Origin of the sequence: Leptolyngbya sp. UWPOB_LEPTO1 (assembly GCF_017302695.1) — a bacterium.
Classification (GTDB): Bacteria; Cyanobacteriota; Cyanobacteriia; order Leptolyngbyales; family Leptolyngbyaceae; genus Leptolyngbya; species Leptolyngbya boryana.
On the sequence record NZ_JAFLCJ010000050.1, the window covers coordinates 1 to 14,085 of the forward strand.

The window sequence follows — 14,085 nt, forward strand, 5'->3', positions numbered from 1 at the left end:
TGCAACAGATACAGCACCTGGAGCCGTTCTTTACCTGTCGCCGTGGTTTGTGCCCTGAGTAGTTGTTTCAGTTCTTCAGCGCTTTCTTGAATCTCTAGCTTGTAAACGCCTGCCATCGTCGCTGACGGAATGCTACATCTGAGTTATATCATCTGTAGTCATATTTTGGAGATTTGGTATGACCTGCCGGGCACCGCAGCGTGCGCTCATTCACAATCGTAAAATCGCTGCCTGAGAACTTCCCGCGACTGCGTGCCCAACTGGGCGCTACTTGCATCGGAGCATAGTCGCGATCTGTTTCTGGTGGATGAGGAACACGAGTTTTCTCAGACAGTGTTAAAGGTTCTGGTGGAGCTATCGTTTGATCTGGTGCCGCCGTTGCTTCTATTGCTTCGGTTCAAGGCGTTTGGCGCACCGATTGAGGATCATTGGCATTGCCCATCCACAGTCGCCAATTCCACACCCACTGATTGAGAATCTGCCAAAACTTTTGTCCAGGTGGGTGCCAACTACACCAACGGTCGCAAGGTTGCTCGTGATCTTCATCGCCCAAGACTTTTTCAAACCCACCCCGACCATAGTAAAGACTCAACAAATCCGTCCCGCTCAAACCGCCTTGAGAATGCCCTGTGATGAACAACTCATAGACCCATTCTTTCACCCGTTTACCGACTCGTGGCTTTCGTTTTGGATCATAAGGGGTGCGGACGACCAGTAGCCGAACCGGACAGGTGTAGCCTGCAAGAGCGTCTTGAACAAAGCCCAAATCAAAGACATCACGAACGGTATGGCTTTCTGGATGGAACCACGCCTGAGCTTGCAGTTGAGCTAATCGAGCCTGAATCGCAGGCTGTTTGAGTAAGGAATAGTCCCGACAACGAAGGAGATAGCCTAATTGATGATGTTGCATTCGATTCACGAATTGGGGAGTCCCGTAGAAGCCGTCCAAGCGCACAATGGCTTTGCTTCCCGATAGACTATAGTGCTGCAAATAGTGCTGGATCACTTCACAGGCACGATCTAAATCGGGTCCAGGTGTGCCATTTCCAGCAGACTCAAATGTGCCTAACCACTCGGTCGTATGCGCTTGACTAACTGCGCTCCGAGTGCGAATGCCTTCTCCACGTTTGCGTCCCAAGTAGCCCGGTCGGACTGCTGCTTGGCTGCGTCGTCGAACGCTCGGATAGTTCTCTTGCTGGGTCACAGATCGTTGCTGTGCCACTTGATGCGTTCCATCCACATCAAACACCCAATATCGTTCTCCAGTTCGATCTAGCAGTCCGCCGTTGTGGTCGCAATCAAACCCATGTTCGAGTAAATCTGCTTCAAACAACGTTCTCAGTTGCTCGACGCTCGGACCTTCGATTGCGCTCAGAAACCGCGATACGGTTGATGCTACTGGACATTGCTGCCGTTGCCACACTGATAAGACAACAGATTCCACACTGGCAAGTTGCACAAAAAACTCTTTGAGTGTTTCGACTCCACTGATAGCATAAGCTAAGAGCAACAGGACAAAATCGCAAACTTCGTACTGTCCCATGCGCCCTCGACTGACCTTGACCTGCTGTTGCAAGGCGTTGCACATTAATGGGATGAGATCGATCATGAGGACATGAACTGTCTCCATTGTTCCTCTACTGCTGTGACCAAGAATGGTCATCGTCGCGGCAAACAGAATTACCGCTGTCAGTCCTGTAGGCGGCAGTTTATTGAGTCCTACTCAGTGCAAGGCTACTCGGATGAGGTCAAACAACACTGTCTGACTTTGTATGTCAATGGCATGGGTTTTCGAGCAATTGAGCGCTCAACCGGGGTTAGTCACAATACTGTGATCAACTGGGTGAGACAATCTGGGATGGCGCTCACCGATGCCCCCCAAAGCCAAACGATTCCAAAACTTGCCCAAGTCGATGAGTTGCAAACGTTTGTCGGATCAAAAAAAACAAAATCTGGATTTGGACAGCGGTGAATGGACACGAAGCTGGAATTTTGGCGTGGGTGCTAGGAGACCGCAGTGCAGCGACATTTTGGAAACTGTGGTTGGTGCTGCGGTGTTGGGGATGTTTCCTCTACATCACCGATGGTTATCCAGTCTATCGATGCTTCATTGATGACCTTGACCACTTGGTGAGTAAGGTTGCAATGACTCGTGTGGAAGGAGAAAATAGTCGGTTACGGCACTATCTGGCTCGACTGCACCGCAAAACATTTTGCTATTCCAAGTCAAAGGAGATGTTGCGCTATTCGATTCGGTTGCTGTTGCACTATCTCAAGCTAGGAACTGTTCCGATTCCTGGGTCACCATCCTATTAATGTGCAACGCCTGTTGCAATCGGTCGAGTAGTCCAGTGGTGCGCCAGTATTCTCCCAACAACAGCACTTCTGCTAACCAAGGCGGTGTAGCGGGATTGTCATCTGGATGACTCGTCAGTTCAATCCCGGCTTCGGTCGAATTGAGCATGATTTCGGACATTGTAGCTTGCCTCCATGCTTCTGAATATCGCTACCTCCTTTTTCTGGCGATCTCACTCTGATCCGCTCATCGACAGCAATCCAGCGTTACACTTTGTATCTCGTTGCGCATCTCGTGGGTGTGCCAATGTAATTGACGGGAGACAACTGCCTTCACTGTGGGTTTGTAGCACTTGCCGAATTTGCTCTGGACTCACATGACGGCGGTAGTAAAGACTGTCAAAGTTCTCCAAAAACGTTTGATTGCAAGCAGGACACAGATAGCGCTGATGACCGTTGGGCATCTTGCCATGTTTATAAGCTTTAGCGTGACCGCATAGAGGACATTCCATCGATTGGCTTCCTGTGAAGATCCACCTCTACTCTACTGTGCCGCGTCAATTACTTTTGGGCTTCGCGTCAATTAGAACAAATGCTCAAATCCTTGCAAATATACAGCGATCGCATCTCAGTATAATTGTCGCGAACCCGGTTTGTAATTGACGCGGCATATCTACCAACCCCACATTAATTTAATGCACTATCAACAAACGAAAGTCACGACTCGGTTAGTCGTGAGCTACTTTAACTAGATCTGGCAGCATAGCTGCTTCAAATCCACCGCAGCACAACGAGCAGGATGAACATCGCGAGCTTGGGCTTGGTACGATATTTCTACCTATCCCACATTAGTTTGACGCACTATCTCTAATTGTTTGGGGATTCTTAAAGATACAATACTTCTCTAAGAATTTACTTTCCTCCTTCAGTTCTAGCAGTTAACCAGCCCGAGAAGAGAAAATCTGAAGATCAACTCGGCGCAGTTCCCGCAGTGATAACAGTTTTGCTTTAAAGGTTTTCTGGAATTCACTAGAAAGGGAATTGGCTCGATGTAGACAATCAACTAAAAATACATTAGCCCAGTAATAGGACTTGAGTTGATGTTGTTCTGACGTAAATTTCCACTCGCAACCCAGATCACAGATTTGCATCAATAACTCTCTCAGTTGTTCTGCCCAGATAATCCCCTGAGTTCGACACCACAGTTCTAGCTGGATTGGTTGTTGTTCAGCCGCTCGGAAAACTTCCCTAGCCTGGTTGAAGGCTACATAGATAGACGGCTCTAATAACGGATGCTTCAGGTTCAGCATGGAAGAGATGCACTGTGCTTGTTGCGGTTCTGGAGACTCTAGAAATTGATCAATATTGTGCGAAAGCTGACTTAGTCTTGCTTCTAATGCCAAGTTTGGAGGGAGTTTAGTGAGTAGACTTTCATCCAACTTGGTGGCAAGAACGAATTCCAAATCCTGGTTGCAACTGTAGTAAAAGGCACGTAATGCACTCATGGAATGCGAGGAAGAAGAGAGCGCAGAGGCTTTTTGATCGAGCCATTGCAAGAACGATCGCAGATTTACGTTGGATTGAACTGAGCGATCGACCTGTTGTTTCAGTAACTCTAACAGCAACTCACTATTCGACAATAAATCAATCGTCAGAAGAATGACATCGTGCCACCGTGAGTCGAAAACATGACTTGCCAAATGGTAGAAAGGATGCTGAGTTTTCCAGCGACTCCGCTGAAGTTTCTGAGCGAGAGAAGGCAGTAATTCTGGATAGCAAGATGAACTTGAATCGATAGTAGACGAAGGAAGTTTCGTTCGGGTCTGTGCAAAAATTCGTCGTGCTGTGAGATATTCTTGCAAGGCGAGATGAGAAAAAGAATAAACTTCGTGAGCTTGCTCTACCAATAATCCTGTGTTAACCGTGAGGGTTCTGAGGATAGCTTCACTTTCTAACAACAGTGCTTCATAGCTCGAAGAGACTTCTGGCAATTGTATTAAGTAATCGAAGATCGCAGAGAGAATGTCTTTTTTCTCAAAAAAGTACTGTCCTACCTCAAAGCGAAGTTCAGCAATCTGGCTCAAAAGAGTCATGTAGTCAGCCAGCTCTAGTGGCACTGAACTGGCTTCTCGATCGATGTTTCGTAAGCGATCCCAACGGAACAGCAGTAATTCCAAAATCGTTTGATATAGGCGCGATCGCCGTGTGGGAAATAGTTGTTGTTCCCGGAAGACCCAACAGAGCACATGCAAAAGCAGGGGAGTTTTGGCAATGTCGTGTAAGCGATAATTGTGAGGCTGTAATAGATGGTCTACAAACTGTTGGGCAATCTCTGCACTATCTTGGCGATCAGTATCAAACGCAGCAAACCATTTTTGAACAAAGCATTGTATCTGACCGTCGCTGAGATCGGCTAACTCCACCGCCATAAATCCTCGATAGCAAATATCGGGAACTCCTAAGCGACAAGTCAGCACGATGCGATTGTTAGGATAAGTCTCAGAAAAGTCCTGCACAGCGCTATGAAGACAGTTGCGATCGTTCTGTGAAAGCTCGTCTAAACCATCCAACAATACAATGATTCTGCCTTCGCGAAGAATCTGTTGGAATGCGGGAAAACGCAGACCTGTTTCTTGGCACTGTTGAAATAAAAAGCTTTCTATACCCTCATGCGGTAACCGACTGAGTTCAGCAGTGAACCGCCGCAAGGGAATGAAAAAGGGAACTCGCGCCAAAGCATCCTCGTATGTGAGGTGTTGTAATGCGAGAGATTGTAATAACGTAGTTTTACCAGACCCAGGCTTGCCATAAATTAAGAGATGAGGAGATTCAGCGAGGAGATCTTGGGCTCTCCGTTTCAGATCTCGAGTAGAGTCCTGAAGCTGATTCGTATTTCTTGGAGAATGACACTGCTGAGAATTCGATAGATGACGAATATAAAGCTGTTGGAGTTCGGTAGCTTCTACCCAACGATGGCAGGTTAAAGCAGGCAATAATGAGAGATCAGTATAGAGCTGTTCTAGCGGCTTCTCGCCATTAAATATGGTGTGCAGTGAACTACAGCGTTGCTGAGTCCGATCGTACAATTTTTCCTGTAACCACTGCCAGTTTGGAAATTCGTCTATTTCTATCGGCTCTTGAGTTATTTCTAGAGGTGTATGAGTAGAGGAGATCTCTTCCTGAGCGATCGGTTGCACGTCTGGAGCATCCCAACTTGGCAGGTCAGCAATCTCTTGCCAATCGAGATCTAACTGAAAACAAATATCAATAAACAAATGTCGCTCGATTGGACGACCCGAGAAAAATTTCCAGACTGACTGACGAGTTTGCAGCCCGACTGCACTCGCTAAATATTCCTGCGTCCATTCACGCCGTTCAAAGGCACGCTTTGCTCTTGTGATGCCAGCACTGGATGCTTTGAGTGATCGCTTTGCCATAGGTTCTCCTTTATCTGTTCATTGCTAAGGTTCATCGCTGTATTAACTTAGAAACAGCTCTTGGATTAGAAGTGAGGTTGGATTCCCTTTGCTTAACAAAGGTCGAGCTCAATTGATACAGATGAATTAATCGCAACAAGGAACACCGCGAGGAGTCAGAGAAATATCACGATATCGCGATCGCACTACCCTAGGAATAGGTATTGTACTACCGATTCAATCGTGTTTTTAGTCCTCATGAAGATGTAGGGCGTTGGCACTTAATTCTCCTTCCATACAATTGACTTTATAATCCGGAAAATCATTAAAAAGATCAAATGAAAGTTGAAAATTTTATTGATATCTTTGCTAGCTTAAAAAAGTAAAAAATACAGGAAGCGAAATTTCAGTAATTTCTCTCAAGTCATTGATAAATATTCAGTGGTAAGTAAAAAGTGGAGTTAAATATAAGCTGACAATATGAGATAGAAAAGCAGTTTAACTAATATTTATCAAAGGTACCTACTCCCTTTCAGACTAAGCTCAACGCTGAAAGCAGATCAGGTGTTCGGTTAGCTTTGGGTTGCTCAAACTGTTCCACAATAAATATGAATTAAATGTGAAATTGAATGTGAAATTATGCTCATTTATAGCGTCTAAACATGCTGTAAATCGATAGTGTATATTTTATTGATTGAATGAGTAGTCTGAATAGAGAATAATGTTAGCTATAAGTAAAAAACTACTAATACAAATTTGCTTGTTTTTTAGTTTGTAATTCCTATTTAATTCGTCAAACTCTTTAGAATAAACGCGAATGTTTTGAGGGATTTTGTAAAGTACAATTCCTCAAAACATTCGGCACAGGATTCATTGACAATGGCTGTTCATGAATCGTTGATGGCTAACTGAGCAATCTGTTTAAGCGCTGACGTAGAACAGCCCAGTTAATGGGTTTTGTAATGTAGTCCGTTGCACCAGAATCAAAAGCGCGATCGACCGACGTAGAATCATCCAAGGCAGTGATCATCAGAATGGGAACGGGTTGAACTGCGATCGCTCCATCATTCGATGAGTTTTGTAAATACCGCAGTTGTTGACAGCACTGAAATCCATCCATATCCGGCATCAGTGCATCCAGTAGAATCAAGTTCGGTTGATGGGTTTGAAAGAGTGAGATTGCTTCTTCCGCATTTTTGGCTTCAATGACTCGATGCCCTTCTTTTGCAATGATGCCTTTCAGAATGGAGCGCATGGAGCGATCATCATCGACAACCAGAACCAGGGAGGCATTTTGAGACGAGGGAGAAAGCATCATTTCTGTAGTGGAAGCGTCGGGCACAGTAGAGAGGCCGCTTTGTAAGGAATCCACCACCACACTTGCACTCTCAGCATCGACTGGTGGAGAAAAGAGGAATCCTTGCCCATATTGGAGACCAATTTCCTTGACTCGTTGGAGTTGCTCTTCTGTTTCAATTCCTTTTGCGATCGCAAGCATGTTTAGATCCTTCGCTAAGATGACAATCGTTTCTAGTAGATTCGACAAGCCCTTATCTGGCCCAATACGTCCGATTAAAGATGGGGCAATCTTCAGAGCAGCAACTGGAAAACGATGGAGATAATCCAGGCTTGTGTAGCTTTCTCCAAAGTTGTCAATGCAAACCGGAATTTGGCGAATTTGCAATTGGAGTAGAATAGAAGTAGTCGCAGCAGCATCTTCCATCGCAACTTGATCGTCAACTTCTAGCATCAGGCAAGAGGTTGGAAGTTGGTAAGTTGCCAAAGCACGATCAATTTGAGGAATTAAGTCTGGGTGGAAAAACTGACGGCTACTTAAATTAATGCAGAGCTTGAGATCGTAATTACTCTGCGATCTCCACAATTGTAGCTGCCGGCAAGCTTCCTCTAAAAGCCACCATCCGAGGGAAATAATCAATCCGGTTTCTTCGGCAGCCGGAACAAATTCTGCTGGGCAAATCAGCCCACGGGTTGGATGTTGCCAGCGAACCACGGCTTCTAAGCCCCAAATTTTGCCGCTCCGTAGGTCTAAAACGGGTTGGTAGTAGACCCGAAACTCAGATTGATTCAGAGCATCAGACAGATCGGCATTCTTGACCACTGCGCGGCGCAAAATCCGGTAGTATTGTTGGCTAATCGCGAAGGGAGTAAAGTATTCCTGAATGTAGCGATACCCTGATTGTCCCATGCGCTGGGTCATTTCTGGATCTTTGGCAAGATACCGAATAAAGCCTGCGAGCCCTTTGCTGTCCCCATTGTTGATAGCAGCACCACAGTTTGCATCTGCCACTAGCGATCGCAGATAAGAATGCTTTTCACAAATAATCGCCACTGGGCGACCTGCCGATAATGCGGAGTAGAATTTACTAGGCGCGACTAATCCTTCCATGCCCGTATCTACGCTCACTAACGACAAATCACATGCGGTTAGGGATTGAGGCAGCAAGGATTTGTCTTGGTAGGGCAAAAACCGACAATTGGTTAGCTTCAATGCTTTGATCTGCTCCATTACGGCTGCTTGTTTGGGGCCTCCACCAATGAACAAGAATTCCACAGGTTCATTTTTTAGCTCGATCGCAGCGCCCAATATGGTATCCATATCGTGGCAGCGTCCCATGTTGCCTGAATACAGTACCGTGAAGGTATCGACAAGCTGATGTTCTTGAGCAAAGGCATTTGTGCATTTGGCGATCGGTTTGATCCAAGTTGGATCGGCCCAGTTATGAATGATCGTGATTTTATCTGCGACTTCTGGCACTTTTGCCACAATGCGATCGCGCATCGTATGGCAAGGAACAACGATGGCATCAGCGGCATTCCACACCCGACGATTCACAGCATCCCAAAACCGAATCAGCCAATGATTTTGGGACAAAACGCGCAGTTCGACTGCGACTTCGGGATAGAGATCATACACCAGCGTCACGAATGGGATGTTGAACAGTAGCTTCAACATCCAGCCAATTACTTGCAAAAATGGTGGTTCACTGGTTAGCAGCAAGACATTGCCGCGATGCTCTGGCTTGAGCAAGTGCCAGATGGCATGAGCGCAAAACGCCAAACTGCTTACAGTCCGACCTGCCCACTTTCGAGAACCCCCTCTTAGAAAACGCGATCGCCGCACCAATACCTTGTCCATCCACTCAGTATCAGGTGCCGTTTGAGTATCAAACGCATAGCTCGGCTGTCCCGTAAAGACTTGTGCCTCAATTCCCTGCTTCGACAAGTTCTGAGCAAGTTCATCCATAAATTGCCCTGTGGCAGCAAAATCCGGGGGATAGAACTGAGTCACGAGCGTCAGTTGCACCTCTGCGGTCGATCGCGAAGGCTGTTCTGGTTGAAATAGCTGTCTCAACCGACGAAGAAAATTTTGTCCGAAAGCAGTGAAAAATCGCAACATAATTGTCAATCTGTGAAAGCACAATCCAATACGGTTAACAGCAAATACACCCGGTAACTGGCAGCGGTTCTGAATAATGGTGAAATTTAGCCAATGATTCAACTTGCTTGCAGGCAACTCTGATGATTAGCGCTGTGTAGTCCGCTGAGCAGAAATCCAACGGCTCCAAAGTTTATGTCCTAGAAGTGCAGCAATCAGGATGAGTCCGATACTACTATGCATTTCAAAAGGAACTGGGACAGGTTGAGCGTTTTTGAGACTGATGGTCGAATCCTGTCCCAGGTTAGCCGAACTGAAAATTTGATTGAAGTTTTCCAGACCTAAATCCAGAACAAGCAGTCCATCATTAAAGTCATTGTCACTGCCAGCACCTGCAATGTCTTCATACCCAAGGATAAATACGGGAACGTTTGCTTTCGGATCTGCATAAGCAAGCCAGAAAACAGGACTGCTTGGATTGTAAGGACTAACAGGATTAGTCTGAGAATCGGTACTGAGCGGCGTAGCACCAGGATTTACGACTCCATTGGGAATAACAGAGAAGTTGATCTGAGTTCCAGCGCTCAGTTCGGAGAGCTGAACCCAGTCTCCCCGTCTTAGAGGGGCATTAGCCGAGGACAAGACACTGTCAATACCAGACAGATCAGAAAAGACAGTTGCTTCGCCTAGCGTATTTCCAGTTGCCGAGATCTGAATCGGAGAGCGATACCCGGCTCCTTCATTCAGAAAGGCGATACGGGGAGCATAATCGCTGCTCAAAAAGAGCTTGCTACTGTCAACCAGCCAGAGGTTACTGGACGAGAGATTGACGGCAACCCGCTCTTGGGTTGCCAAATTATCGTATTTAGTCAGATCGAACCAAGTTGAACCCGGCACATAGTGCTGAATAGGGCCAACAGAAATTGTAGTTGAAGTCACAGAATAATCTCCTAATTAATTGATGAACTCAAAGCATTAAAAGGAATTCGTCAGAGTGACTGGTTCTCTATCGCAGTGGGGCGAATGGCTGAGATCGCCGTTGTCAGAGTCAGTACGGATGACGCGCTGTTTCAGGGGGCAAGCTGGGTTCCCGGCATAGATTGTCATGGGATCAAGTGATCGTCTGGCAACACTTCCCAAACTCAAAACGGCACCTTGACCCACTGTGACACCCGGCCCAATCAGGGCACCCGCTGCTACCCAACTCCCTGTTTCAATCGTGATTGGAGCAATTTTGAGGCTGAAGTGGGGATGGCTCCAATCATGATTGCCCGTGCAAAGATACACAGATTGCGATAGGCAAACGTGACTCGCGATCGTAATCGGTGCGAGATTATCGAGCCAAGCATTCTCGCCAATCCAAACAGCATCACCGACCGTAAGCCGCCAGGGAAATTTAACCCGAACACCCGGCTTAATCCGAACCTGACACCCGATCGTGGCACCAAAGGCACGTAGTACGCTAACCTTCAACCAAGACCACGGCAACCAGTAACTCTGAACCATCGGTGAGCCGATGAAATACCACAGCAGTTGCTGCCAGAAAGGAGCACCTGCTGTGTAGTCGCCTGGGTGATAGTTGGCAAGATTAACGTTTAGCATTGGAACCAAAAATTTGATAGTTGAGTTGAGCGATGAAACCTTGAGAGCGAAACCCAGATCCCGTTTGTCCTGTGAATACCCATACGATTGATCTCACAATGTCTCGACCAACTCGTAAGGGAGATTCAGGAGGCTTATGAGAAGGAACAACTACAGGGGTAACACGAATGCCACGATGTCCAAGAATAATGGTCGCGATCGCGGTTGCCCTCGGCATGTGAAAATCACAAGTAATCAGGTAAATATGGCGAACGTGATGCTGCTGTAGCACATCGACCAGGGTTGTGAAGTTAGTAATCGTGTCCGTAGCTCGGCGATCGTAATCAATGCGTGTTCGATCAATTCCTGCTGCTTGAAACAGGCGATCGGCTTTCTCCGTATCCATTCCAGACGAAATCCAGATCTTGAGATCAGGATGGGTTTTCGCAAATTCTGCGGTAAAGATCTCCCGCTCATCTCCCCCTCCTAATGTCAAAATTGCCTGGGGACTTGGTGCTTGTAGAGTCGAAATTATCAGCCGTATCGGTAAGTAGCTGAGAAGTCCGAGTAGAAGGATTGCGCCTGCCCAGCACAATCGTCTACATAGAGCTTGATGAGCATCAGTAATTTTTTCTAGCGAGAAAGACATCGACATAAATTAACGATGCTCATAACGGCAATAAAGTGTTTGCTATAAGCGAATTCATGTCTAGTGTTGAATAAGTTTGATTGCGATCGAGTTTGTGTAGGTGTTTAATTTCTGTATACGTTGAATTGCAAACAAGATACGCTCGATATCAAACATGCTCTACCTAGAATCAGAACAACGTGATTTCAGGTTGAACTATGACGCTTTCTCAAAATTCTCAAGGTGCGGCTGAAGATCCTCGCGATGACAGAGAATCAATTGCCACTCCTTCTCCTATGCCCACGACTGAAAGCACATCAAGCGGCATCTATTTCCTGAAAACGCTGCCTGTCTTGCGCAGCATTGGCTATGGGCTGTTGTCAATTTCGTTTGTCGATTTGCTGTATATTTTACTTCCCTTAAACCTAACCAATCCGGTCTGGGAGTATCGAATCACAGGGGATCTTATTCGATTAGTTCCTGTGCCTATGCTTGCCTTTATGTTAGTGTTCTATGGTGAAACAGCCGCGCGCCGTCGTCTCGAACGCCCCATTCTCCGTACCCTTTCATGGAGTACGTTGTTGTTTGGTGTTGTTTTACTCCTCATGATTCCATTAACTGTGATCAACACGATGCGAATCAGTAGCTATAACAATGACCAGATCAGTACTCAAATTAGACAACAAAAGCTGCAATTAGATAATACGAGAAGCCAGCTTGAGAAAGCAGACTCTTCCCAGCTTCAAAATTTGATTCCAATCCCGGATCAGAAGACAGGGAACTTGCCGAATGCACCGAAGAACCCGGAGGAAGCGAAAGCACAGATTTTATCAAATCTCCAAAAAGCGCGTGAAACTGCCGAAAATCAAGCAACCGAAGCGCGTAAAAACGTAAAAGAGAACTTGACTAAAAATAGCATCAAGCTGATTCTTGAAGCCCTAATTGCGGGATGTCTCTTTCTCTACACTTGGTATGTAACAGGCTGGGCACGACGGCGTTTTGCCAATGCGTATGAGGATAAGGCTCAAGAGCTTGACCCTACGATTGCGAAGAAGCTTCCTCCATCACGTCGTCGCCGTCGTCGCTAGAACTATGATGGATCAACATTCTCCAAATCGAGTCTTCGCGATCACTGGAGGAGGATTAATTCTCCTCCATCTCTTGCTGACTTGGAAATGGACAGGAAGTACCGATCAGTTTGTGCTAAATGTTCTGTTTTGGATGGCGATCGTGTTGCTTTTATGGCATAAGCGATTTCATTTGCACCTCCAAAGCAGTCGATTCGCGAGCGGATTGGGTGCATTACTCATGGGGTTACTTTTGGTCAAGAGCCTATCGTTACTACAGGCAGAACCCGAATTCATTCGCCTATTTCCAGCATGGGCTGCACTCTCATTCGGATTGATTGCCTCTGGATTTCGACTGCGCCAATACTGGCGAGAAATACTCATTATCTTGACCTTAGTTATTCCGCCGGGTAGTGTAGAGCGATTTGTTGAGTGGTCGATCGGGAGCAAAATTCAAGCTTTGATTGCTAAAAGTACTGCTTTTGTTCTACATTACATCGGATTCAATGTCATCTATAAAGGCACCGAAATCGCTTCGACGAAGGGAATGGTGCGAGTAGAATACGCTTGTACAGGAATCAATATTTTATTTTTACTGTTGCAATTATCAATTCTTGTGCAGTTAGTCTTTCCAGTATACGGCTGGCGATGTCGCAACCTCTTCCCGATTGCAATTCTACTGGCTTGGGCTTTGGTCACACTCCGTGTTGCCCTCATGGTTACTGCGATCGATAACCGCTCAACTTTTGAGTATTGGCATGGAGAGCAAGGTAGCCAAATCTTTTCAACGGTCGCGATCGTTGCTTTTGCCTGTCTTAGCCACTGGTTGCTAGAAGAGAGCGAAACGGTTGCAAATGAGAAAATTCCTAATGATTCTGATCCGTCATGACCTCGCATTCTCGCTCCGTTTTTCTTAAAACGATCGCCCTCAGCGTAACATTGACGCTACTCTACGTGGTCGTCAAACCGACCTCTTCTCCACCAGCCAATCCCGAAGCTTCGTTACCCAATCATCTCTCTCTGCCCGGTTGGGAAGCTCAGAAGACTCAATCGATCGAACCATCCCCCTCGAACTCGAAATACAATCGAATCGTATCAGGACAACGTTATCTTTATCGACAAGGCGATCGCTCTTTACAGATTGCTGTTCGTTATGTTGTTGAGACGGAAGGAGATATCGGTCAGTTCATCGCGGACACGGATGAGTCATGGGGTAAAACGCCAATTTCATTTGAAGATCGGCAATCTACTCAAGGCTTTTATCGACTCTTCACGCAACAGAACCAAGCTTATCTCCAAAGCTGTCTGAACTTGAATGGGCATACCACAGTGACACAAACTCAGTTTCGGCAAAATGCTTATCGTCAAGCGTTGCAGCCAGAGCAGTGGCTCAATTGGTTGATCAGTCAACGCCCCTTATTAGAACGCCGCTGCTTTTGGATACAAATTTCTACTCCTGTTGTAGAACAGAACATTCATCTTACCCATGCCACGCTAGAACAGAGTTGGAAAACACTGGTTTCGAGTTGGAGATCGGATTAATCATGACGGTTGCTATAGCCTTGATAGCGTTAAGGCGGCTTCTGTTAAAAGATTTACCCAGGCTTTAGAATAGTCCTCATTCTCTCAGAAATCTAGGAACAATCGGGTGGACAGAATCGATGAGCGCACACAAGACCCCATCGTCACTGCCTATCAGGT

General features: G+C 46.3%; 12 protein-coding genes. 4 read left to right on the top strand and 8 right to left on the bottom strand.

All coding sequences use genetic code 11. The features are described from left to right. Window positions 1-397 precede the first annotated feature (397 nt). The gene (locus J0L70_RS31395) at window positions 398-1,609 is read right to left on the bottom strand and encodes a hypothetical protein (protein WP_287457267.1); all 1,212 of its coding nucleotides are present in this window, start codon (window positions 1,607-1,609) and stop codon (window positions 398-400) included. A 6-nt stretch (window positions 1,610-1,615) separates the two neighbouring features. On the opposite strand from J0L70_RS31395, the gene J0L70_RS31400 reads away from it, so the two are divergent. Continuing rightward, window positions 1,616-2,316, top strand: a protein-coding gene (locus J0L70_RS31400; protein WP_502711041.1) for an IS1 family transposase whose coding sequence is annotated in 2 segments (ribosomal slippage) — window positions 1,616-1,952 and window positions 1,952-2,316 — 702 coding nt in all. Because the reading frame shifts where the segments join, the coding sequence is not laid out codon by codon here. Here the strand turns inward: J0L70_RS31400 and J0L70_RS31405 are convergent. The 7 genes from J0L70_RS31405 to J0L70_RS31435 all read right to left on the bottom strand — a co-directional run bounded on the left by J0L70_RS31405 (window position 2,273) and on the right by J0L70_RS31435 (window position 11,338). After that, a complete protein-coding gene (locus tag J0L70_RS31405) occupies window positions 2,273-2,476 on the bottom strand; it encodes a hypothetical protein (protein WP_287457269.1) in 204 nt (67 codons plus the stop codon). The genes J0L70_RS31400 and J0L70_RS31405 overlap by 44 nt on opposite strands. A 52-nt stretch (window positions 2,477-2,528) precedes the next feature. After that, window positions 2,529-2,807, bottom strand: coding sequence for an IS1/IS1595 family N-terminal zinc-binding domain-containing protein (locus J0L70_RS31410; protein ID WP_190647056.1), 279 nt, complete (start codon window positions 2,805-2,807; stop codon window positions 2,529-2,531). 426 nt (window positions 2,808-3,233) lie between these two features. Further along, window positions 3,234-5,732 carry an NACHT domain-containing protein gene (locus tag J0L70_RS31415; protein ID WP_287457270.1) on the bottom strand — a complete coding sequence of 833 codons (2,499 nt, stop codon included), beginning with the start codon at window positions 5,730-5,732 and terminating at the stop codon, window positions 3,234-3,236. A gap of 883 nt (window positions 5,733-6,615) precedes the next feature. Next, the gene (locus tag J0L70_RS31420) at window positions 6,616-9,129 is read right to left on the bottom strand and encodes an EAL domain-containing protein (RefSeq protein WP_287457271.1); all 2,514 of its coding nucleotides are present in this window, start codon (window positions 9,127-9,129) and stop codon (window positions 6,616-6,618) included. Window positions 9,130-9,255: 126 nt separating this feature from the next. Further along, window positions 9,256-10,047, bottom strand: a complete 792-nt coding sequence (locus J0L70_RS31425; RefSeq protein WP_190649239.1) for a DUF4114 domain-containing protein — start codon at window positions 10,045-10,047, stop codon at window positions 9,256-9,258. Window positions 10,048-10,083: 36 nt separating this feature from the next. Beyond that, complete coding sequence (locus J0L70_RS31430) at window positions 10,084-10,710, bottom strand: WcaF family extracellular polysaccharide biosynthesis acetyltransferase (protein WP_190649237.1); 627 nt, start codon at window positions 10,708-10,710, stop codon at window positions 10,084-10,086. Beyond that, entirely contained in the window at window positions 10,697-11,338 is a 642-nt protein-coding gene (locus tag J0L70_RS31435) for a YdcF family protein (RefSeq protein WP_190649235.1), read from the bottom strand. Before J0L70_RS31435 ends, J0L70_RS31430 begins: the two co-directional genes overlap by 14 nt. 197 nt (window positions 11,339-11,535) lie before the next feature. On the opposite strand from J0L70_RS31435, the gene hpsJ-A reads away from it, so the two are divergent. Genes hpsJ-A through J0L70_RS31450 form a run of 3 tightly spaced genes read left to right on the top strand, consistent with a single transcriptional unit; the run spans window position 11,536 to window position 13,926 of the window. Beyond that, window positions 11,536-12,405, top strand: a complete 870-nt coding sequence (gene hpsJ-A, locus J0L70_RS31440; protein ID WP_190649234.1) for an HpsJ-like protein, cyanoexosortase A-associated — start codon at window positions 11,536-11,538, stop codon at window positions 12,403-12,405. Between the two features lie 4 nt (window positions 12,406-12,409). After that, on the top strand, window positions 12,410-13,273 hold the full coding sequence (gene crtA, locus J0L70_RS31445) for a cyanoexosortase A (RefSeq protein WP_287457272.1): 864 nt from the start codon (window positions 12,410-12,412) through the stop codon (window positions 13,271-13,273). Further along, complete coding sequence (locus J0L70_RS31450; RefSeq protein WP_190649229.1) at window positions 13,270-13,926, top strand: cyanoexosortase A system-associated protein; 657 nt, start codon at window positions 13,270-13,272, stop codon at window positions 13,924-13,926. Before crtA ends, J0L70_RS31450 begins: the two co-directional genes overlap by 4 nt. Window positions 13,927-14,085: the final 159 nt, after the last annotated feature.